Source organism: Glycomyces albidus, assembly GCF_009451885.1.
GTDB classification, from domain to species: domain Bacteria; phylum Actinomycetota; class Actinomycetes; order Mycobacteriales; family Micromonosporaceae; genus Glycomyces; species Glycomyces albidus.
This window is the reverse complement of record NZ_WIAO01000001.1, coordinates 144,692-166,503: the sequence shown is the minus strand read 5'-3', so window position 1 is coordinate 166,503 and position 21,812 is coordinate 144,692. Positions and strand designations below refer to the sequence as shown.

At 73.2% G+C, this 21,812-nt stretch carries 20 protein-coding genes; 15 read left to right on the top strand and 5 right to left on the bottom strand.

Annotated elements, in window-relative coordinates; all coding sequences use genetic code 11:
- Positions 1-16: 16 nt before the first annotated feature.
- Positions 17-862: an SRPBCC family protein gene (locus GFD30_RS00800; RefSeq protein WP_153023313.1), complete on the bottom strand. Its 846-nt coding sequence runs from the start codon at positions 860-862 to the stop codon at positions 17-19.
- Positions 862-1,194: an ArsR/SmtB family transcription factor gene (locus tag GFD30_RS00795; protein WP_153023312.1), complete on the bottom strand. Its 333-nt coding sequence runs from the start codon at positions 1,192-1,194 to the stop codon at positions 862-864. The genes GFD30_RS00800 and GFD30_RS00795 overlap by 1 nt, the downstream gene beginning before the upstream one ends.
- 161 nt (positions 1,195-1,355) lie before the next feature.
- Here GFD30_RS00795 and GFD30_RS00790 point away from each other — a divergent pair, with 161 nt between their 5' ends.
- The 14 genes from GFD30_RS00790 (at position 1,356) to GFD30_RS00725 (ending at position 16,406) form a co-directional block, all read left to right on the top strand.
- Positions 1,356-1,673 (top strand): DUF3817 domain-containing protein, encoded by a 318-nt coding sequence (locus GFD30_RS00790; RefSeq protein ID WP_322632797.1) that lies wholly within the window; start codon positions 1,356-1,358, stop codon positions 1,671-1,673.
- Between the two features lie 187 nt (positions 1,674-1,860).
- Positions 1,861-2,913 carry a LacI family DNA-binding transcriptional regulator gene (locus GFD30_RS00785; protein WP_227995696.1) on the top strand — a complete coding sequence of 351 codons (1,053 nt, stop codon included), beginning with the start codon at positions 1,861-1,863 and terminating at the stop codon, positions 2,911-2,913.
- Positions 2,910-3,824, top strand: a complete 915-nt coding sequence (locus tag GFD30_RS00780) for a carbohydrate ABC transporter permease (RefSeq protein ID WP_153023311.1) — start codon at positions 2,910-2,912, stop codon at positions 3,822-3,824. The genes GFD30_RS00785 and GFD30_RS00780 overlap by 4 nt, the downstream gene beginning before the upstream one ends.
- Positions 3,825-3,826: 2 nt before the next feature.
- Positions 3,827-4,663, top strand: a complete 837-nt coding sequence (locus GFD30_RS00775) for a carbohydrate ABC transporter permease (RefSeq protein WP_153023310.1) — start codon at positions 3,827-3,829, stop codon at positions 4,661-4,663.
- Between the two features lie 32 nt (positions 4,664-4,695).
- A complete protein-coding gene (locus tag GFD30_RS00770) occupies positions 4,696-5,976 on the top strand; it encodes an ABC transporter substrate-binding protein (RefSeq protein ID WP_153023309.1) in 1,281 nt (426 codons plus the stop codon).
- Positions 5,977-6,044: 68 nt separating this feature from the next.
- Positions 6,045-7,241 carry an ADP-ribosylglycohydrolase family protein gene (locus GFD30_RS00765; protein WP_153023308.1) on the top strand — a complete coding sequence of 399 codons (1,197 nt, stop codon included), beginning with the start codon at positions 6,045-6,047 and terminating at the stop codon, positions 7,239-7,241.
- A complete protein-coding gene (locus GFD30_RS00760) occupies positions 7,238-8,584 on the top strand; it encodes an ADP-ribosylglycohydrolase family protein (RefSeq protein WP_153023307.1) in 1,347 nt (448 codons plus the stop codon). Before GFD30_RS00765 ends, GFD30_RS00760 begins: the two co-directional genes overlap by 4 nt.
- Positions 8,585-8,666: 82 nt before the next feature.
- Positions 8,667-9,587: a ribokinase gene (locus GFD30_RS00755; protein WP_153023306.1), complete on the top strand. Its 921-nt coding sequence runs from the start codon at positions 8,667-8,669 to the stop codon at positions 9,585-9,587.
- Positions 9,574-11,586, top strand: coding sequence for an SUMF1/EgtB/PvdO family nonheme iron enzyme (locus GFD30_RS00750; RefSeq protein WP_322632796.1), 2,013 nt, complete (start codon positions 9,574-9,576; stop codon positions 11,584-11,586). Before GFD30_RS00755 ends, GFD30_RS00750 begins: the two co-directional genes overlap by 14 nt.
- Complete coding sequence (locus GFD30_RS00745; RefSeq protein ID WP_153023305.1) at positions 11,583-12,770, top strand: CaiB/BaiF CoA transferase family protein; 1,188 nt, start codon at positions 11,583-11,585, stop codon at positions 12,768-12,770. The genes GFD30_RS00750 and GFD30_RS00745 overlap by 4 nt, the downstream gene beginning before the upstream one ends.
- On the top strand, positions 12,767-13,552 hold the full coding sequence (locus GFD30_RS00740) for an HpcH/HpaI aldolase/citrate lyase family protein (protein ID WP_153023304.1): 786 nt from the start codon (positions 12,767-12,769) through the stop codon (positions 13,550-13,552). Before GFD30_RS00745 ends, GFD30_RS00740 begins: the two co-directional genes overlap by 4 nt.
- A 10-nt stretch (positions 13,553-13,562) precedes the next feature.
- Entirely contained in the window at positions 13,563-14,081 is a 519-nt protein-coding gene (locus tag GFD30_RS00735; RefSeq protein ID WP_322632795.1) for a GNAT family N-acetyltransferase, read from the top strand.
- A 105-nt stretch (positions 14,082-14,186) separates the two neighbouring features.
- A complete protein-coding gene (locus GFD30_RS00730; protein WP_153023303.1) occupies positions 14,187-14,834 on the top strand; it encodes a maleylpyruvate isomerase family mycothiol-dependent enzyme in 648 nt (215 codons plus the stop codon).
- Between the two features lie 294 nt (positions 14,835-15,128).
- Positions 15,129-16,406: a M20 metallopeptidase family protein gene (locus tag GFD30_RS00725; RefSeq protein WP_153023302.1), complete on the top strand. Its 1,278-nt coding sequence runs from the start codon at positions 15,129-15,131 to the stop codon at positions 16,404-16,406.
- A gap of 85 nt (positions 16,407-16,491) precedes the next feature.
- On the opposite strand, the gene katG is transcribed toward GFD30_RS00725, so the two are convergent.
- Entirely contained in the window at positions 16,492-18,720 is a 2,229-nt protein-coding gene (gene katG / locus GFD30_RS00720) for a catalase/peroxidase HPI (RefSeq protein ID WP_153023301.1), read from the bottom strand.
- A gap of 170 nt (positions 18,721-18,890) precedes the next feature.
- Between katG and GFD30_RS00715 the strand changes: the two genes are divergently transcribed.
- Complete coding sequence (locus GFD30_RS00715) at positions 18,891-19,889, top strand: phosphotransferase (RefSeq protein WP_194201801.1); 999 nt, start codon at positions 18,891-18,893, stop codon at positions 19,887-19,889.
- 40 nt (positions 19,890-19,929) lie between these two features.
- Here the strand turns inward: GFD30_RS00715 and GFD30_RS00710 are convergent, their stop codons facing one another.
- Positions 19,930-20,607 carry a response regulator gene (locus GFD30_RS00710; protein ID WP_153023299.1) on the bottom strand — a complete coding sequence of 226 codons (678 nt, stop codon included), beginning with the start codon at positions 20,605-20,607 and terminating at the stop codon, positions 19,930-19,932.
- Positions 20,600-21,790 carry a sensor histidine kinase gene (locus GFD30_RS00705; RefSeq protein ID WP_153023298.1) on the bottom strand — a complete coding sequence of 397 codons (1,191 nt, stop codon included), beginning with the start codon at positions 21,788-21,790 and terminating at the stop codon, positions 20,600-20,602. The genes GFD30_RS00710 and GFD30_RS00705 overlap by 8 nt, the downstream gene beginning before the upstream one ends.
- Between the last annotated feature and the right edge of the window lie 22 nt (positions 21,791-21,812).

Here is a 21,812-nt window from a genome sequence, read left to right as displayed (position 1 = left end):
ATCGGCGGGCCCTGCTCTATGCGGTCGCGAGCCTCGCCGCCTCGGCCGCAACGTGCTCGACCGCGCCGACGCCCCACTGCTCGACGGCCGCGTCGAGCTCCGCGGGGTCGGCTCCGCGCACCTCCAGGAACAGCCGCGCGCCGTGACCGGTGCCCTCGCCCAGGCGCAGCCGCACCTCCCCTCCGGGCTCGCCTTCCGCGACGACGAACGCGAACGACGTCGGCCTCTCGCACTCGATCACGGTGCCCAGCAGCACATGCGGGGCCTGCGGCGCCCGGAACTCCGCGCCCGCGCCCGGGGCCCGCTTCCCGCCGAAGAACAGATCCCACGCGGTCTCCGCCGGGCACACGAGCTGCCGCTCGAACCGCGCGGTCCAGCCGCCGGGGCTCTCGTCCACCTGCGGCTCGTTGAGCCCGAATCGCGCTGCCAGCTCCTCATGGCGGGCGACGCCGCGGCCCGGATCGCCCGGCTTCCGGTCGGCGAGGACCTCGTCCAAGCCCGCCATGCACTGCTCCCACCCGGTCGCGAAGCTCGCCGCCCCGCCGCGGTCGTCGAAGCCGTGCACGAGCGTGAACCGCGTCCCGCCGCCCTCCTCGGCCAGCGTGAACTCCAGCCTGTCGCCGCCCCACGTGAACACCAGGTGCCGCGGCGGGTCCGCGGCGAGGACCTCGCCTTCGCCGCCCTCGCCGAAATCGGCCTTCCCTCCCGCGCGCAGCTCCAGGTCGGCACCGAACGGGAACCACTGCGCGAGGTGCGCGGGCTCGGTCACCGCGCGCCAGACGCGGTCGATCGGGTGGTCGTAGCGCCGCACGATCCGGACGGCCGGTCGGCCGCGGTCGGCGAGCATCTCGGGATCGGACATCACTTCTCCTCGTTCTCGTGCCGGGCCATGGCGTCCAGGCGGTCCCCGAGCCGGTCGAGGCGCTCCTCCCACATCCAGCGGTACGGCTCCAGCCACCGGTCGACCTCGCGCAGCGGCTCGGGCCGCAGCTCGTACCAGCGTCGCTGCGCATCGGCGCGGACGCTGACGAACCCGCAATCCCGCAGCACCCGCAGGTGCTTCGACGCGAGCGGCTGGCTCAGCCCCAGGGCCCCGGCCAGCTCGCCCACCGTCGCGGGCCCCTCCCGGAGCCGCTCGACGATCGCCTGCCGCGCCGGCAGCGCGAGCACTTCGAAGACCGCGGACACCACCATTGCATACTCCCTCGGTTATATACCGCTTCATTCATATACCGGGACGGGCCGGTTCGTCAACCGCTCGCGGGTGGGCTGCGGCGCAGGCGTGCTCCACGCCGGGTCGCCTCCAAAGGCCCAGTGCTAGGTTCGGCGCGGAACCACTCTGAAAGGGGCCCGCGGTGGTAAAGAACCCCGTCTTCCTGTACCGGATGCTCACCCTCGCCGAAGGCTGGTCCTTCGTGCTCCTCCTCGTCTTCGGGTCCGTGCTCAGCCGCGTCTCCGAGATCGACCTGGTGATGCCGCTCGGCGCCCTCCACGGCGCCCTGTTCGTGCTCTTGATCGGCTCCACCCTCCTCATCCGCCGCCGCCTCGGGTGGGGCTTCGGCACCACGCTCCTCGCGCTCGTGTGCGCCGTCGTGCCGCTCGCCCCGTTCTGGTTCCACCACCGCAAGCGCGACGACTTCCTCACCGCCGAACGAGGGGTCCAGCCCGCCTAGGGCCTGCACGCTTCACGAGCGCGTCCACGGAGGGTTCCGTGGGCGCGCTTTTTGCCTCCCACCTCCGGGATCACTCCCCGGGTGCGACACCGGTGTGACTGGTGTTGCGTTCTCCGGATGGTTTGGTATCGTTCTTGGGAACGTTCTTAAGAACGTTCCCAAACCCCTCCGAACGCAGGGAACGAGGATGGCCGAGACGATGAAGTCGGGCTCGACGCACGAGCCGAAGAAGCCGGGACCGCAGTCCAACCTCCAACTCGTGGCCGCCAAGGCCGGCGTGTCCGTGTCCTCCGTGTCGCGCGTCCTCAACGGCGGCTCCGCCTCCGAGGAACTCGCGCGGAAAGTCAGGGACGCCGCCGCCGAACTCGGGTACGTGCCCCACGCCAGCGCCCGCAGCATGCGCACCGGCCGCACCGACCAGATCACCCTTGCCGTCGCCGACGTCGGCAACCCCGTCTACGTGCAGATGATGCGCACCGTCACCGGGATCGTCGCCAAGGCCGGGTACCGGCTCGTCGTCTCCTCCACCGGCAGCGACCCGCAGGCGCAGATCGACCTGGTCACCAGCCTCAACCGCGGCTACGCCGACGGGCTGCTCATGAGCCCGCTGCGCATCACCGAGGACCTGATCGAGGCGATGCGCTCCAGCCGCCTCCCGATCGTCGTCATCGGCACCCTCCCCGCCGACGTGGCGCTCGACAACGTGCGCGCCGACTCCGCCACCGGCATCGGCCTCGCCGTCGAGCACCTGGTGGCCCAGGGCAGGCGGCGCATCGCGCTCGTCAACGGACCCGTCGACACCGTCCCCGGGTCGGCCCGCCTCGCCGGGTACCTCGCGGCGGTCGAGCGGTTCGGCCTCCCGACCTCCAGCGAACTCCAGGTCACCGCGACCGCGTTCACCTACCGGGCCGGCCGCAAGGCCACGGCCGCGCTCCTGGGCCAGGCCAGCCCCGACGCGATCATCGGCGCGAACGACCTCCTCGGCGTGGCCGCGCTCAAGGAGCTCGCGGCCGCCGGGGCCCGCGTCCCCGACGACGTCGCGGTGGTCGGCATGGACGACACCGACGCCGCCGAACTCGCGACCCCGTCGCTCACCTCGGTGGACCTCGGCTCCGCCAAGCGCGCCAAGGCCGCCGCGAAGCTCCTGATCCGCCGCATCGCCGAACCCGACGCCCCCGTCAGCCGGATCGTGATCCCCCCGGCCCTGTCGGTCCGCGAGTCCACGGGAGGCCCGGCATGACCGCGCTCGCCGCCCCCGCCCCGACCCGCGCCCCCAAGCGCCGCCGCTCGACCGAGGGCCGCGACGCCTGGCTCCTGGTCCTGCCCGCCCTGCTCCCGGTCATGCTGTTCAGCGTCTACCCGCTCGTGTACGGCGTGATGCTCGGCTTCACCGACGCCGAGGCCGGGCTCAACGCCGAGACGCACTTCAACGGGATCGACAACTACACGGCGCTGGCCGGGAACGAGCTGTTCTGGAACTCCTTCAAGATCGGCCTGATCTGGGCGTTCGCCGTGACGGCCCTGCAGTTCCTGGCCTCCCTCGGACTCGCGCTGCTGCTCAACCTCGACCTGCGGCTGCGCTGGCTGGCGCGGACCCTCGCACTCATCCCGTGGGCGATGCCGCCGGTGATCATCGCGATCATGTGGCAGCTCATGCTCAACCCGAACTACGGGCCGGTCAACCGGACCCTCGAGACCCTCGGTCTGCCGAGCGCGATCAACTGGCTCGGCGAGTCCGCGATCGCACTGCCGGTCGTGATCATCGTGGGCGTGTGGGCCGGAATGCCCCAGACCACGATCACGCTCCTGGCCGGGCTCCAGTCCGTGCCGGCCGAACTGAACGAGGCGGCCGCGATCGACGGCGCGTCCACGTGGCGGCGGTTCTGGCACGTGACGCTGCCGGCGCTGCGGCCCATCATCACCGCGATCACGACGCTCGACCTGATCTGGAACTTCAACTCGTTCGCGCTGGTGTTCGTCCTGACCGCGGGCGGCCCGGGCGGGACCACGATGCTGCCGAGCCTGTTCGCCTACAACGAGGCGTTCCGGTACGGGAACTTCGGCTACGCCGCCGCCATGGGCAACGTCATGGTGGTCCTCATCGGCGCCTTCCTCTTCGTGTACCTGCGCGCCCAGATGCGGAGGCGGTAGCCATGACCCGACGCAACCCCCTGACCCGGCCGCTGCAGTACCTCGCGCTCCTGGCGTACATGTGCTTCCTGGCGTTCCCGCTGATCTTCCTGCTCACGACCGCGTTCAAGACCGACCGAGAGATCCGCTCGCCCGAGCCGTCGTTCCTGCCCGAGAGCCTGAACCTCGACAACTTCACCGCCGCGATCGAACGGGCCGACCTGTTCCGGGCCGCCGGCAACAGCCTCCTGACCGCGGTCACGACCACCGTCATCGTCACGGCCGTGTCGCTGCCCGCCGCCTACGCGCTGGTGCGGTTCCGCACGAGGCTGCGAATGGTGGCCACCGGGTGGATCCTGCTCAGCCAGGTGTTCCCGTTCATCCTCATCATCATCCCGCTGTTCCTGCTGCTCAAGAACATCGGACTGGTGAACACGCTGCTGGGCCTGGTCCTGGTGTACGCGGTCTGGGCGCTCCCGTTCGCGCTGTGGATGCTCCAGGGCTACGTCGCCGCGATCCCGGTCGAGCTCGAGGAGGCGAGCGCCGTCGACGGCGCCGGCCGGTTCAAGACGCTCCGCAGGATCGTCCTGCCGCTCCTCGCGCCGGGCCTGGTCGCGACCAGCCTGTTCACGTTCATCAACTCCTGGAACGAGTTCTTCTTCGCGCTCGTACTCATCCAGGAACCGGACATGCAGACCCTGCCGCTGGCCCTCGCCCGATTCGTCGGCGCCGAGGGGCAGGTCCAGCTCGGGCCGCTGGCCGCCGCCGCGCTCCTCGCGTGCCTGCCCAGCCTCGTGTTCTTCATGCTCATCCAGAAACGGCTCACCGCCGGACTCCTCAGCGGCGCGGTCAAAGGCTGACCGGGCCGACCACTATGGAAAGAGAGATCGAAATGCGCACTCGCACCAGCGCCAGCGTCGCCGCGGTAGCAGGCGTCCTCGCCCTGCCCCTCGCGCTCACGGCGTGCTCGGCCTTCGGCGTCGGCGACGACGACGAAGGCGGGGCCGTGACCCTGACCTTCCAGTCCCTCGCCTACCAGGACACGACGATCGCCGCCACGCAGGACATCGTCGACGCCTGGAACGAGGCCAACCCCGACGTCCAGGTCGAACTCGTCCAGGGCTCCTGGGACAACGTCCACGACCAGCTCGTCACCCAGTTCCAGGGCGGCACCGCGCCCGACGTCATCCACGACGAGTCGGCCGACATCATGGGCTTCGCCGAGCAGGGCTACCTCGCCGACCTCGAGCCCTACCTCAGCGAGGACACCAAGTCCGCCGTCTCCGAGGACATCTGGGGCACCGTGACCGCCTCCGACGGCGCGATCGTCGCCGCACCGACCCTGCTCCAGTCCTACGTGGTCTTCGCCAACACCGACGCGTTCGCCGACGCCGGCGTCGAGATCCCGACCGGGGCGTCCCTCACCTGGGACGACTTCCAGGCCCTCGCCTCGCAGCTCGGCGGCGACGGCGGCTTCGGCGTCGGGTGGGGCCTCCAGCAGCCCACCGCCACGGTCATGAACCTCTCGCTCGGCTTCGACGGCACCTACTTCGACGGCGACCAGATCACCGTGGGGGAGAACGAACTCGCCGTGCCCGAGCGCATCCACGCCATGGCCTACGAGGACGCCTCGCTCGACCCGGTCTCGCTCACCCAGTCCGGCTCCGACGTCCTGCCGGGCTTCTTCGACGGCAAGTACGCCATGTACGTGGCGGGCAACTACATCGCCCAGCAGATCACCGAATCCGCGCCCGAGGGCTTCAACTGGGCCGTCCTGCCCCCGCTCGCGGGCACCGCCGGCGCGACCCAGGCCGCCAACCCGCAGACCATGTCGGTGGCCGCCGAGTCCGAGCACGTCGAGGAGTCGGCCGCGTTCATCGACTTCTTCATGCAGGCCGAGCACCAGGCCGCGCTCGCCCAGGGCGACTGGCTCATCCCGTCCTCGACCCCGGCCCGCGAGCTCGTCGCCGAGCAGACCGCCGGCGAGAACGGCTGGGACGCCATCCTCGCCTCCGGCGAGGGCCTGTCGGCCGCGCCGTTCCAGTCGGTCGTGAACTACCCGCAGTGGAAGGACCAATACGCCACGCCGGCCCTCCAGCAGTACTTCGCGAACGAGATCACCCTCGAGGAGCTGCAGACGCAGCTCACCGACGGCTGGAACGAACTGGGCTGACGCCCGGACCCGCCACGCCCGCCGGGGCCTGGGCCCCGGCGGGCACCGAACGAACCTGAGGAGACACGATGACCCAGCCGCTGAACCCCGCCTCGAACCCCGCGCCCGCAGCGCCGCACGGCGACGTGCTGGCGGACAAGGCGACGGGCGCGCTCGCGGGCGCCGCGGTGGGCGACGCGCTCGGCGGCGCCGCCGAAGGGAACACGCCCGAGGCGATCCAGCGGCGGTACGGCGGCTTCATCGAGGGGATCGTGCCGCCCTTCAACGAGGACTGGCGCAACGCCCGGCCCATCGCCCCCTACCACAAAGGCGACGGGCACATCACCGACGACACGCTCATGACCTGCGCGCTCGTCGACGTCTACGACACCGTCCGCGACCACCTCGACGCCCACGCGATCGCCGCGCACCTCGTGCCGCTGCTCATGGGCGAGAAGCGCTGGATCCCCGAGTTCGAGTCCGAGGCGCTGCTGCTCCACCGGATCTTCCTCGCCGAGAAGTGGCTCGTCGCCCGCCTCCACTACGGACACGTCGACCCGCGCGAAGCCGGCGTCGGGAACATCGTCAACTGCGGCGCCACCATGTACGCCGCCCCGATCGGCATCGTCAACGCCGGCGCCCCGGACGCGGCCTACGCTGAGGCCATCGACGTCGCCGGCGCCCACCAGTCCTCCTACGGCCGCGAAGCCGCCGGGGTGTACGCGGCCGCGGTCGCCGAGGCCATGCGCCCGGGCGCCGACGTCGAATCCGTCGTCGCGACCGCCCTGCGCCTCGCCAAGGACGGCACCCGAGCCGCCATCGCCGCGGTCGTCGACACCGCCCGCGGCGTCACCGACTGGCGCACCGGCCTCGCCGAGCTGCGCCGCGCGGTCGAACCGTACGACACCGTCGGCCCCGACTACCGCGCCCCCGCGATGGACGCCCGCATCCCCAGCCGCACCAAGGCCATCGAAGAGCTCCCCATCGCACTCGGCATGCTCGTCGCCGCCCGCGGCGACTACCGCGAAGCCGTCCTCGGCGCGGTCAACTACGGCCGCGACTCCGACTCCATCGCCGTCATGGCCGGGTCGATCGCCGGCGCCCTCGGCGGCCTCGACGCCGTGCCCCCGACCTGGATCAAGGACGTCAGCGACAGCAGCCGCATCGACGTCACCGCCACCGGCCCGGTCATCGCCGCGGTCGCCCGCGACGTCTGGGCCGCCGACGCCGCCCGCGCCGCGCAGGTCGCCGCCGCCCGCACCGCGTTCACCGGAGCCGCCGCATGATCCGCCTGTCCTGGACCCAGCCCGAGGACCTCGTCCCGCACGCACTCGTCGCCGCCGAACTCGACGGCCGCGACACCGCCGGCATCCGCGAGCGCTGGACCGCCGCCGGCGGCTCGACCCTCGCACCGGTCAGCGGCGCCACCCCCGAACCCGCCTCCGAGACGCTGCGCGACCTCGCCCGCGAAGTGCTCACCGTCCTCGACGCACTCCCCGATCCCGAAGGGCTGCAACTGGTCGAACCCGACGACCTCGACGCCATCCTCGCCGGCGCCGCACCGCCCGCCCTCCCCGAACCCGGCGACACCGCCGACCGGGTGCTCGGCGCCTGGCTCGGCCGCGCCGCCGGATGCCTCCTCGGCAAACCCGTCGAGAAGCTCCCGCTCGAAGGCATCCGCGCCATCGCGAAGTCCACCGGCAACTGGCCCTTGAACGGCTACTTCACCGAGCAGGGCCTCGACCCCGCCATCGCCGCGCAGTACCCGTGGAACCGCCGGTCGCGCCCGACCAGCCTGGCCGAGAACATCGACGGCATGCCCGAGGACGACGACCTCAACTTCCCGCTCATCGCCCTCCACCTCCTCGAACGGCACGGCGACGGCTTCACCACCGACCACGTCGCCCAGGCCTGGCTCGACCTCCTCCCCGGCGGCCGCGTCTTCACCGCCGAGCGCATCGCCTACCGCAACCTCCTCGACGGCATCGAACCCGAGCAGGCCGGACGCGTGCGCAACCCCTTCCGCGACTGGATCGGCGCCCAGATCCGCACCGACCTCTACGGCTGGACCCGCCCCGGCGACCCGCTCGGCGCGGCCTGCCTCGCCTGGACCGACGCACGGCTCTCCCACGGCCGCAACGGCCTCTACGGCGCCATGTTCGCAGCCGCGGCGAGCGCCGCCGCAGTGGCCGGCGCGCCGGTCGCGACTGTGCTGGAGACCGGCCTCTCCGTCGTCCCGGCCCGCTCCCGGTACGCCGTCGCCATCCGGTACGGCATCGACATGGCCGCCAGCGGCCTCGCCGACGAGTACGCCGTCGACGAACTCCACCGCGCCTTCGGCGACATGCACTGGGTCCACGTCCTCAACAACGCCGCCCTGCTCGCGTTCGCGCTGGCCCGCGGCGGCGGCGACTTCCACCGCACCATCACCCTCGCCGTCTCCGGCGGCTGGGACACCGACTCCGTCGGCGCCACCGCCGGTGCGCTCACCGGAGCGATGACCGGCGCGAAAGCCCTTCCCGCGCAATGGATCGAACCGCTCGACGACCGCCTCGCGACCTCCGTCCCCGGCTTCGCCGGCGCCCGGTTCACCGCCCTCGCCGCCCGCACCCTGGAGGTGTCCCGATGAACGAGGCCATGGACGCCGCCGGCCCCGGCGCGCCCGCCGCGCAAGGCCCGCAACCCACCGCCTCCACCCCGGAGGTGTCCCGATGAGCGTCGTCGTGCTCGGCTCCGCCAACCTCGACCTGGTCTACGACGTCGAGCGCATCCCCGCGCCCGGCGAGACCGTCCTGGCCCGGGGCTACGGCGCCTTCGCCGGCGGCAAGGGCAACAACCAGGCGGTCGCGGCCGCCCGCGCCGGATCCGAGACGCGGTTCATCGCCGCCCTCGGCCGCGACGAGAACGGCGACCGGCTGGCCGAGGAGGCCCGCGCCGCCGGGATCGCGCTCCTGGACCGCCGCGTCGACGCACCGACCGGCACCGCCTCGATCTACGTCGACCGCGGCGGCGAGAACTCGATCGTCGTGAACTCCGGCGCCAACGCCGAACTCACCGCCCTCACCGCGACCGAACTGGCCGCGATCGGCGACGCCGACGTGCTCGTCCTGCAACTCGAGACCCCGCCGGGCGCGGTCGCCGAGGCCGCCCGCGCGGCCCGCGCGGCCGCGACCGCCGTGGTGCTGAACGCGGCCCCCGCCGACCGGCGCGCCGAAGACCTGCTCGGCGACGTCGACGTCCTGGTCGTCAACGAGCACGAGGCCAACGGCCTGCTCGGCCGCGACCCCGGCGCCGACCTCGACGCGGCCGTCGACGCCCTGACCGCGTACGGCTGCACCGTCGTCGTCACCCTCGGCGCCGCCGGCTGCCTCGTCGCCGCACCCGGCGGCGAGCCGGTCAAGGTCCCGGCGGTCCCGGTCCCGGTGGTGGACACCACCGGCGCGGGGGACACGTTCGTCGGCTACCTCGCCGCGGCCATCGACGCCGACGAACGGCACGCCACCGGGGCCGCGGCGCTCGCCGGCGCCGCCGCCTTCGCCACCGCCGCGGCCGCGATCGCCGTGCAGCGCAAAGGCGCCGTCCCGTCCATTCCGACCCTGGAGGAGGTGCGCGGGTCCCGTGACGCACACTGACCCCGACGAGGCCGCCACCAACACGTTCGACCCGCTGGTGCCCAGGCCCATCGACCTGCCCACGACCCTGCCGCCCGGCGGGAAGATCGACCCCGAGGCCGGCGACGTCGCCAAGATCTTCGCCGCGCCCGCCGACCCCGCCGACTGGCCCGCCTGGCGCGCCGACCTGGCCGCCTGGCGCGACGAGGCCCGCGAGCGCCTCGCCTACCGCGGCACCGCCTACGAGGACCCGCGGACCCGCTGGGCCTCCCGCGCGTACGCCGTCGCCCAGGTCTGGCTGTGGGACGAGCGGCTGTTCGACCACGCCGAGCAGCGCTTCACCGTCGACCGGTTCCTCGAATCCACCGCCTCCCAAGGCGGCCTCGACGGCCTCGTCCTGTGGCACGCCTACCCCGTGATCGGCATCGACGACCGCAACCAGTTCGACTACTACCGCGACGTCCCCGGCCTGGCCGGACTCGTGCGCGAGCTCCACGACCGCGGCCTGCGCGTCTTCGTCGACTACAACCCGTGGGACACCGGCACCCGCCGCACCGGCCAGGACGACGCCGACGAACTCGCCGCGCTCGTCACCGAGATCGGCGCCGACGGCGTCTTCCTCGACACCCTCAAAGAAGGCGACGCGAAGCTCACCCGCGCGCTCACCGCGACCGAGCCGCCGCAGGTCCTCGAAGGCGAGTCCCGCGTCCCCAACCAGCGCGTCGAGGACCACCTCCTGTCCTGGGCCCAGTGGTTCGCCGACTCCGAGGCCCCCGGCGTGCAGCGCGCCCACTGGTACGAGCGCCGCCACATGATGCACTCGATCCGCCGCTGGAACCGCGACCACTCCGGCGAACTCCAGTCCGCGTGGATGAACGGCACCGGGATCCTGGTGTGGGACGCCGTGTTCGGCGTCTGGGTCGGCTGGAACCGCCGCGACGAGGCCACCCTGCGCCGGATGCTCCGCGTCCAGCGCGCCGCCGCCGACCTCCTCATCGGCGGCGAATGGGCGCCGCTCGAAGGCGCGACCCCCGAAGCGGTCGCCGCCGGCGTCCACGTCTCCCGCTGGACCCTCGACGACATGACACTGTGGACCATCGTGAACCGGCGGGACGTCGACTGGGTCGGCGACCCCCTCGCCGCGCCCCCGACCGGACGCCGCTTCGACGTGACCGCCGGGACCGAGGTGCACGGCGCGATCGCCGTCCCCGCCCGCGGCATCGCCGGCGTCCTCGACCTCGCCCCCGGCGCCGCGCCCCCGGCCTGGCTCGACGGGCTCCTGCGCGAGGCCGCCGCCGACCCCGGCTCCGCCGACGCCCGCTTCCCCGCGCGCGAGGCCGTCCGCGTCCGCCCGCGGCCGTCCGCGATCGCGAGCCCGCCGAACACCGCCGTCCGCGTCGAACCCGGCCCGCACCGCCTCACCGTCGCCTACCGCCGCCGCGAGACCGGCTTCTACCAGGGCGCCCCCTACATCGAGGAGTGGAAGCCGCTCCCGCCGCGCCTCCACGACCACCGCGAGGCGGTCCTCGACGTCGAGACCGGCCCGGTCGCCGTGGCCGCCAACGAGGTCAGCGTCATGCAGTACCGGATCTTCCTCGACCGCAGCGGCTACGAGCCGCAGGTCCCGCACCGCTTCCTGTGCGGCACCGAGGACGCCGACCCCGCGGCCCCGGTGACCGGCGTGTCCCTCGAGGACGCCCGCGCCTACGCCGCCTGGGCCGGCGCGCGCCTGCCCGACGAGTTCGAGTGGCAGCTCGCCGCCGGCCGGCCCGGCTTCACCCGCCGCGAACCGGCCGTGTGGAACTGGACCGAGAGCGAGCACTCCGACGGCGTCACCCGCTTCGCGATGCTCAAAGGCGGCGGCGCCTACCGCGCCGAAGGCTCCGACTGGTACACCGACGGCGGCGTCCGGGACCCCGAGTTCAGCCTCAAGTTCCTCCTCCCCGGCCTCGGCCTGGAACGCTCGCCCAGCATCGGCTTCCGCATCGCCTGGGACCTGCCCGCGAAGGAGACCTCATGACCGCACCGCTGGAGGGCCTGCGCGTCCTCGACGTCTCGACCCTGTTCGCCGGGCCGATCGCCGCGACCTTCCTCGGCGACTTCGGCGCCGACGTGATCAAGGTCGAGCACCCGACCCGGCCCGACGCCGCCCGCGGCCACGGCCCCGCCAAGGACGGCGTCAACCTGTGGTGGAAGACCCTCGGCCGCAACAAGCGCACCGTCACGGTCAACCTCGCCACCCCCGAAGGCGCCGACCTGCTGCTGCGCCTGGCCGCCGGCGCCGACGTCCTCATCGAGAACTTCCGGCCCGGCACCCTCGAACGCTGGGGCCTGGGCCCCGAGCGGCTCCACGAGGCCAACCCCGGGCTCGTCATCGCCCGCGTCACCGCGTTCGGCCAGACCGGCCCCTACGCCGGCCGCCCCGGCTTCGGCAGCCTCGCCGAGGCCATGAGCGGCTTCGCGGCCCTCACCGGCCAGCCCGACGGCCCGCCCACGCTCCCGCCGTTCGGCCTCGCCGACGGCATCGCCGCGCTGGCGACCGCCTACGCCGTCATGGTCGCCCTCCGCGCCGCCGACCGCGACGGCGCCGGCCAGGTCATCGACCTCGCCATCATCGAACCGATCCTCATGCTCCTGGGAGGCCAGATCACCGCCTACGACCAGCTCGGGGTCCTCCAGCCGCGCAGCGGGAACCGCTCGGTCAACAACGCGCCGCGCAACGTCTACCGGACCGGCGACGGCGCATGGGTGGCCGTCTCGACCAGCTCCCAGTCCATCGCCGAGCGCGTCATGCGCCTGGTCGGCCGCGGCGACCTCGTCGACGAGCCCTGGTTCGCGTCCGGGCACACCCGCGCCGAGCACGCCGACGAGCTCGACGAGGCCGTCGCCGCCTGGATCGGCGCCCGCCCCGCGGCCGAGGTCGTCGCCGCGTTCGAAGCCGCCCAGGCCGCCGTCGCCCCGGTCTACGATGTCCGCGGGGTCCTCGCCGACCCGCAGTACCAGGCCATCGGCACCGTCCAGACCGTCGAGGACGAGGAGCTCGGCCCGGTCAAGATGCAGAACGTCCTGTTCCGGCTCTCCGGGACGCCCGGCGCGATCCGCTGGACCGGACGGCGCCACGGCCAGGACACCGACGAGGTCCTCGCGGAGGTCGGCGTGACCCGCGAGCAACTGGAACGATTGCGGGAGAAGGGGATCGTATGAATCCGGTCTGCGCCCTCTACGTCCCCGGGGACCGCCCGGACCGCTTCGACAAGGCCGCGGCCTCCGGCGCCGACATCGTCATCCTCGACCTCGAGGACGCCGTCGCCGAATCGGCCAAGGCCGCCGCGCTCGACCACGTCACCGACTGGCTCCGCGACCGCAGCGGCGGGCCCGAGGTGCAGGTCCGCGTCAACGTCGGCGCCGACCACGAGATCCGGGCCGTCCGCGCCACCGGCGCGCACGCGGGCCTGCGCATCCCAAAGGTCGAAGCGCCCGAAGACCTCGGCATCATCGCGTCCCTCGCCGCGGGCCTGCCGCTCACCGCCCTCATCGAGTCCGCACGCGGCCTCCGGAACGCCGAGGCGATCGCCGCCCACCCGGCCGTCTCCGCGCTCGCCCTCGGCGAGTCCGACCTGGCGAGCGACCTCGGCTCCACCGCCGAAGCCGTCCTCGACCACGCCCGCATCCGCGTCCTCGTCGCCGCCCGCGCCGCCGGGCTGCCCGCGCCGATGCTCTCGGTCTACCCCCGGATCCAGGACCTCGAGGGCCTGCGCGCCGACACCGAGCGCGGCCGGGCCCTGGGCCTGCGCGGCCGTACGGCCGTGCACCCCAAGCAGCTCCCGGTGATCCGCGAGGTCTTCGCGCCCACCCCGGAGGAGACCGCGTGGGCCGAGGCGGTCGTCGCCGCGCTCGAGGGCGGGGGAGTGGCGACCCTTCCCGACGGTGAGATGGTCGACCCGGCGATGCTGGGCCGCGCCCGGGCGATCCTGACCGCTCGGTGATACTCGTCCGGTGACGCTCATCAGACGCGAGACCGACGGCGACCGCGAAGCCGTCCACGCCCTCCAGGAGGCCGCGTTCGCGGCCGCCGTGCACGCCTCCGGGCACGAGGCCGACCTCGTCGACGCCCTCCGCGGCACCGACCGCTGGGCCCCGCAGTACTCGCTCGTGGCCGAGATCGACGGGAAGGTCGCCGGCCACGTCGTCTCCAGCTACGGCCGGCTGAACGGCGAACCCGTCCTCGGCCTGGGGCCCATCGGCGTCGACCCCGCCCGGCACGGCCAGGGCATCGGCTCCGACCTCATGCACGCCGCCATCGCCGCCGCCGACGCCCGGGACGAGCCCGCGATCCTCCTCCTCGGCGACCCGGGCTTCTACGGCCGCTTCGGGTTCGTCCCCGCCGCCGACCACGGCGTCGAGTCCGAGCACCCCGAATGGGGCTACTACTTCCAGATCCGCACCCTCGCCGCCTGGCGACCGGACCTGCGGGGCGTCTACTCGTACGCGCCCGCGTTCGACCGGTTCGGCTGAGTGCCGGAGCGGCCTTGCCGTCGTCCTTAGTGCGACCGGTCCGATGCGCCGCGATGAGTCCCGCCCGCTGAACGGTCCCAGCGGGAGAAGAGAGGAGATCCGAACATGGCCGATGCGAAGCCGCCGAGGGCGGCGGTGTGGAATGCGATATTCGAAGAGCGCGGCGCCCTTGCGGCCGACCTCGCCGGCCTCGACGCCGAGGCGTGGGCGACGCCCTCGCTGTGCGAGGGGCTCTCGGTCCGCGAAGTGCTCGCGCACCTGACCGCCGGGGCGAGCCTGAGCTGGCCCCGGTGGATGGCCGGGGTCCTCAAGTGCCGCTTCGACTTCGACAGGCAGTCCGACATGCAGCTCCGGCGCCGGCTCGGACGGTCGGGCGCGGAGACCCTGGAGCGGTTCGAAGGCGTCGTCACCAGCACCACCCGCCCGCTCCCCGCGAAGGCGATGCTCGGCGAGATCGTCGTGCACGGCGAGGACATCCGCCGCCCGCTCGGGATCCGGCGCCGCCATCCCGTCGCGACCGCGACGGCGGCCGCCGAGTTCTTCCACCGCACCAATCTGGCCGTTCCCTCCGGAAAGCGCGCCGCCGGCCTGCGGCTCGAAGCGACCGACGGGCCGTTCGCGGCGGGCGAGGGCCCGCTCGTCACCGGCAGGACCATCGCCCTGCTCATGGCCCTGACCGGTCGCTCGGTCTACTGCGACGAGCTCGAAGGCGACGGAGCCGCCACGCTCCGCGAACGCTGCGACCCCAGGTGAGGGACCACCGGCGTTCCACACGTCCGAGACGACCTCACCGCGCACGCCGCCCGGCGTCTGCTCGCACCCGCCCGCGTTCAACCGGACCCGGCTGACGCCGCCCGGTCCGCCGCCCCGCCCGCACCCGCCGCGCGACCAGAGTGACCCCAAGCTACTCCTGTTGCGGCGCAGGCATGTTGCGGAGGCTGGCTTCAGGGTGGAGCCGGGGGCGAGCACTACTGACTTCCAAGGGCCGATCGGCGCACACTGACACGGCCAGACCGCGCAAGGAGCGCCGACACCCTTGGAGGAACCATGATCCGACCCGAATCCCTGACCCGCCGAGCCGTGATCGGCGGCGCCGCGGCCGCCGTCGTCGCGGCCGCTTCGCCCAGTGCCGCGAACGCCGCACCATGCGGCATCCGCCAGCGCCAGATCGATGCGGCGACCGAGGACCTCGAGCCCGCGCTCATCGCGCTCCGCCGCGACCTCCACGCGAACCCCGAAGGCCCCGGGGAGGAGGAGCGGACGGCCGCGCTCGTCGCCGAGCACCTCGCCGCCGCGGGCCTGACCGTCCACCCCGGCATCGGCGGCCACGGTGTCGTCGGCGTGCTCGAAGGCGGTCGCCCCGGGCGGACCGTCGCCTACCGGGCCGACATGGACGCCGTCCCCGGCGCCGACCCGGTGAGCGGGAACCCCGCGGCCGAGCACCTGTGCGGGCACGACCTCCACACCGCGATCGGCGTCGGTGTGGCACAAGTGCTCGCGGGCCTGCGCCGGGAGCTGAGCGGCACCGTCGTGTTCTTCTTCCAGCCCGCCGAGGAGTCGCTGAAGGGCGCGCGGGCGATGATCGCCGAAGGCGTGATGGAGCGGTTCGCCCCCGAGGAGATCCACGGCCTCCACTGCGGCCCGTTCCCGCTGGGCGTCGTCGCCCTCACTCCGGGGTCGGGCCTGCCGGGCCAGGACCGGGGCCGGGTGGTGCTGACCGGTGCCGACGCCGCCGGGCGGGCCGAGCGGCTCGCCGCCGACATCGGCGCGCTGAACACGGTGCCGTTCCCGGAGACGTCGGACGACGTCGCACGGCTCATGGCCGACGTCCAGACCCCGGACGGGCCGCTCGCGGAGTTCATCTTCATGCGTGCCTTCCCCGGGGAGGACCCGACCGAGGATCGGGCGACCGTCGAGGTCGTGTACCGCTGCTGGCCCGAAGAGCGCCACACCGAGATCCGCGAAGCGGTCGGAGCCGCCGCGGCGGGCTACGGGGACGCGGAGGTCGAGTTCCCGACCGATCCGTTCCCGGCGATGGTCTGCCCCGAACGCGAGGCCCACGCCCTCGGGCGCCACCTGCGCCGCGCCACCGGCCGCGACTCGACCGCGGTCATGCACGCCGCGTTCCCGTTCAACGGCGAGGACTACGCGCTCTTCCTCGACGAGGTCCCCGGCACCTTCAGCTTCCTCGGGGTCCTGCGCCCGGGCGCCGACATCGTGACCGCCGCACCGCACTTCCCGACCTTCGACCCCGACGAGCGCGCGATCGGCCACGGCGTCCGCGCCATGGCCGGGTGGCTCGCCGTTCGCACCGCACGCCGCTGACGCGCGGGCATCCCGGCGGCCGTCGCCGACCGCGGACGGCGACAGGGGAGGCGGGCCGACCGGCCCGCCTCCCCTGCGCGGTCTCCTAGCGGTGCAGGTCGAAACGGTCGAGGTTCATGACCTTGACCCATGCGGCCGCGAAGTCCTTCACGAACTTCTCGGCGGCGTCGTCGCTGCCGTAGACCTCGGCGAGGGCCCGCAGCTCGGAGTTCGAGCCGAACAGCAGGTCCACGCGGGTGCCGGTCCACTTGATCTCGCCGGTGGCGTCGTCGTGGGCCTCGTACGTCGAGTCGTCGGCGACCTTCCAGGTCACGCCCGGCGCCAGCAGGTTGCGGAAGAAGTCGTTCGTCAGCTGCCCGGGGCGGTCGGTGAACACGCCGTGCGGGGCGCCCTCGTAGTTCGCGCCCAGGACGCGCAGGCCGCCGACGAGGACGGTCATCTCCGGGGCGGTCAGCGTGAGCAGGTTCGCCTTGTCGACCAGCAGGAACTCCGCGGGGATGCGGTGGCCCTTGCCGAGGTAGTTGCGGAACCCGTCGTGGGTCGGCTCGAGCGGCGCGAACGAGTCCGCGTCGGTCTGCTCCTCGGTCGCGTCGACGCGGCCGGGCGCGAACGGCACCTCGATGTCGAACCCGGCGTCCTTGGCCGCCTTCTTGACCGCGACGGTGCCGCCGAGGACGATCAGGTCGGCCAGCGAGACGCGCTTGCGGTCGAGCTGCGCCGAGTTGAACGCCTCCTTGACCTCCTCGAGTTTGCCGAGCACGAGGCCGAGCTTGTCGGGCTCGTTCACCGTCCAGCCGCGCTGCGGCTGGAGGCGGATGCGGGCGCCGTTGGCGCCGCCGCGCTTGTCGCTGCCGCGGAACGAGGACGCCGCGGCCCACGCGGTCGAGACGAGCTGCTGCACGGTCAGGCCCGAGTCGAGGATCCGCGCCTCCAGGTCGGGGATGTCGGCCTCGGTGATCGGGTCGTGGTCGGCCTCCGGCAGCGGGTCCTGCCAGATCAGGTCCTCTTCGGGGACCTCGGGGCCGAGGTAGCGGACCTTCGGGCCCATGTCGCGGTGGGTCAGTTTGAACCAGGCGCGCGCGAACGCGTCCGCGAACTCCTGCGGGTTGTCCTTGAAGCGGCGCGAGATCGGCTCGTAGACCGGGTCGAACCGCAGCGACAGGTCCGTGGTGAGCATCGTCGGCTGGTGCTTCTTGGTCGGGTCGTGCGCGTCCGGGACGGTCCCGGCGCCGCCGCCGTCCTTCGGCCGCCACTGGTGGGCGCCGGCGGGGGACTTGAACAGCTCCCATTCGTGGCCGAACAGGATCTCGAAGAAGCTGTTGTCCCACTGGGTCGGCGTGTTGGTCCAGATGCCCTCGAGGCCGGAGGTGATGGCGTCGCCGCCCTTGCCGGTCCCGTAGGTGCTCTTCCAGCCCAGGCCCTGCTCCTCGAGCGCGGCGCCCTCGGGCTCGGCGCCGACGTGCTCGGCCGGGCCGGCGCCGTGGGTCTTGCCGAAGGTGTGGCCGCCCGCGATGAGCGCGACGGTCTCCTCGTCGTTCATGGCCATGCGCGCGAAGGTCTCGCGGATGTCGCGGGCCGCCGCGATCGGGTCGGGCTCGCCGTTCGGGCCCTCGGGGTTGACGTAGATCAGGCCCATCTGCACCGCGGCGAGCGGGTTCTCCAGCTCGCGGTCGCCCGAGTAACGGGCGTCGCCCAGCCAGGTGGTCTCCGGGCCCCAGTACACGTCCTCGTCCGGCTCCCACACGTCCTCGCGGCCGCCGGCGAACCCGAACGTCTGGAAGCCCATGGACTCCAGCGCCACGTTCCCGGCCAGGATCATGAGGTCGGCCCAGGACAGGCGCTGGCCGTACTTCTGCTTGACCGGCCACAGCAGGCGGCGGGCCTTGTCGAGGTTGCCGTTGTCGGGCCAGGAGTTCAGGGGTGCGAAGCGCTGCTGGCCGGAGCCGGCGCCGCCGCGGCCGTCGCTGATGCGGTAGGTGCCCGCGCTGTGCCAGGCCATGCGGATGATGAGCGGGCCGTAGTGCCCGAAGTCGGCCGGCCACCAGTCCTGCGAGGTCGTCAGGACCTGCTCGATGTCGGCCTTGACCGCGTCGAGGTCGAGCGACAGGAACGCCTCGCGGTAGTCGAAGTCCTCGCCGAGGGGGTTGCCCTCGGCCGGGTTCTTGGCCAGGAGCCGCAGGTTGAGCCGGTCCGGCCACCAGCCGCGGTTCCCGCCGCCCTGCGCCGGGACGGGCGCCCGACCGTGCGCGACGGGGCACTTCGACTCGGCCCCCGCGTCCGGGTCGTGGACGATGGCCTCGTGGTCCTGAGACATGAAAAAAGTTCCCTCCTCGATCGCCGGGGGCCCCGAACCCCTGCCAGGGCGGCCCTACACCGGGTCTAAACAACAACTTACTCGCAGTTTAGACAGAGTCTAAATCGGGGCCGTCCGTCGGGCCGCAATTCGGTTGTGCCCGAACATCGCGTCGCGGTTGAATGGCCGCCATGGAACCAGCAGCGGCAGCGGCCGCACTCGGCCTCGGCGACCTCCGCGGACCGGTCGGCATCCTCAAACGCGATGAACTGTCGCCCGTGTGGCGGCTCGAGACCGACTCCGGCGCGTGGGTGGTCAAGGCCATAGCGCCGCACGGCGACTACTGGTTCGACGACGTGGCGCAGACCGGGCGGCTGGAGGCCGCGGCCTGGCGGGCCGGCGTCGACATGGCCGAGCCGTTCTTCCCCGCCGGTGACGCGTCCGGCATGTGGGCGCCGGTCGGCGACGGTGTGCACGCCCGGGCCGCGCGATTCCTCGAAGGGGCGCCCGCCCCCGCCCCCGTCCCGCCGCACCTCGCCGAATGGGCCGGCGCGACCTTCGCGGCCCTCGAACGGCTCGCGATCGCCCCCGATCCGGACGGAGCCGGCGACTACGCCTTCCGGTTCCACCCCGAATCCGACTGGGACGAATGGCTCGGTCAGGCGCGGGACCTGGGCGTCCTCGACGCCGCCGGGGCCCGCGCGCTCAAGGACGCCGCGCTGCGGATCGCCGCCATCGGCGAAGCCGCCGTCGCCGCGAAGCCCGCCACGCTGGTCGTCCACGGCGACTTCAGCCACCTGAACATCATGGTGACCCCCGACGGCCCGAAGCTCATCGACTTCGACTCCGGCGGACCGAACGTGCCTTGGTGGGAGCTCGTCGCGATCGCCATCGAGATGGGCGCCCCCGGACTCGGCGTCATGGAGCCCGACCGGGCCAGCATCGACGCCTGCCTCGCCGGCTACGCCGCCGCGGGCGGCCGGATCCAGGACGCCGGCGAGTCGGCGTTCATCGGCATCCTCGCCGGCCGCCTGTCCTCGGCCGCGTGGCAGCTGTGGATGGCCTGCGGCCACCGCGGCGGCAGCGCCGAGCAGCAGGCGCAGTTCGGGCGGGACCTGCGCGGCTCCGTCACCGCCCTGACCACGATGCTCGACGCGGTCCCGACCTGGGCGACCTGGCTCAAAGGCTGACCGGGCTCGAAGGCTGACCAGCGGCGCCGACCGCGCCGGCTCATGGTCCTCGGCGATCGTCGCCCACGACACCGGTTCCCCAGGCCCACGCGGCGATTCCCACCCGGTTGCGCGTGCCGAGCTTGCGCTGAATGGCGGCGACGTGGTTCTTGACCGTGCCTGGAGCGAGCGACAGCTCGGCGGCGATCTCGGCGTTCGTCTTGCCGTGCGCGAGGATGCGGGCGATCTCGATCTCCCGTTCCGTCAGCCCGGGGGCGGCCCGCTCCTTCGGCGAACCGCCGCGCCCCCGCAAATGGCGCAGCAGGCGGACCGTGATCTGCGGGCTGATGAGGGTGTCGCCGACCGCGGCCGCGCGGACCGCCGCCGTGAGCAGGGCGGGACCGGAGCGCTTCAGGAGGAAGCCGCACGCGCCGTGGTACAGCGCCGAGTGGACGTACTCGTCGAGGTCGAACGTGGTGACGATGACGACCGGTATCGGGTCGGCGACCTCTGGTCCGGCGAGCCGGCGGGTCACCTCGAGTCCGTCCATCCGCGGCATCCGGATGTCGACCAGTGCCACGTCGGGCCTGAGGTGGCGGGCCTGGTCGACGGCCGAGGCGCCGTCGGCCGCCTCGGCGACCACGGCCATGTCCGGCTCGGCGTCGATGATGATGCGGAACGCGCCCCTGACCTCTGCCTGGTCGTCGGCGATCAGCACGCGAATCGGGGTGCTACCCATGGTGCTCCGGACGGTGCGTCGAAACCGGCAGGAACGCCGTGACCTGCCAGCCGGTCGGTTCGGCCGGGCCTGCCGCGAGCGATCCCCCGAGGGTCCTCGCCCGCGCGGTGAGCCCTGCGAGGCCCAGACCGCTGCGGCGCGGGGCCGGCGCCGATCGCGGTCCAGGACCGTCGTCGGCGACCGTGATCGCGATCCCGGAGGCGGTGCGGTGCACTGCCACGTCCACGCGCTGCGCCCGGTTCGCGTGCCGGCGCACGTTGGTGAGCGCCTCCACGACGATCCGATACGCCAGGCCCGTGATCTCGCCGGGCAGCGCCTCGAGATCCGGGTCGAGGTCGAGGCGCACCTGCGCGGCACCGGCGGCCGAGAACCTCGCCGCGAGTCCGGGGAGGTCGGTCAGCGCCGGCACCAGGGACCGGAGATCGCCGACCTCGGCGTCGTGGAGCGCATGCACGGCGCGGTCCATGGACGCCATGGCCCGTTCCCCGCTGTCCGCGATGGACCGGAACGCGTCCGCCGCGGCGGCCGTGTCCCGTTCGATGAGGATCTGGCCGGCGTGCGCCTGCGCCAGCATGGCGCTGATGTCGTGCGCGACGAAGTCGTGCAGGTCGCGGGCGAGCTGGAGGCGCTGGACGCTCCGCGCCTCGGCCACGGCCCGGATCCGGCGCTCGTCCAGTGCTCGCAGGTAGAGGCCGACGGTCGCCCCCAGCGCGCCCGCCAGTGCCCACACCGCCAGCCCGGCCAGCATCTCCGGTTCCCACGGGCCCGACGTGAATCGCAGCAGCCATGCCGGGACGGCCAGTCCGGCCGCCGCGGCGGCCGCCGCACTCCCGGTGCTCCGAGGGGCGACCCGCACCGTCACCGCGATCAAGGCGAGCAGCGCCGAGGATTCGGCCACCGCCCACACTGTCGCGGCGCGGGCGTGCTCCGCGTACGTCGCATCCATGAGGATCATGCCCGCGGTCGCCGTCAACGAGACCACCGCGACGGCGCCGGTGACGCACACCGTCGCGCCATGCGCACGGGGCCCCGCGACCATCACTGCGAGAGCGCCCGCCACGGCCGTCGCCGCCGGTACGGTCATCCAGGCGCTGAAGAACGGCGTCATGCCCAGTCCGGCCGCCGCCACCCCCGTGGCGGCGACGACCGCGGCACGTACTCGCCAGTGCGGTCCTTCACGCATCGAGCTGCCCTGTCGCCACCGC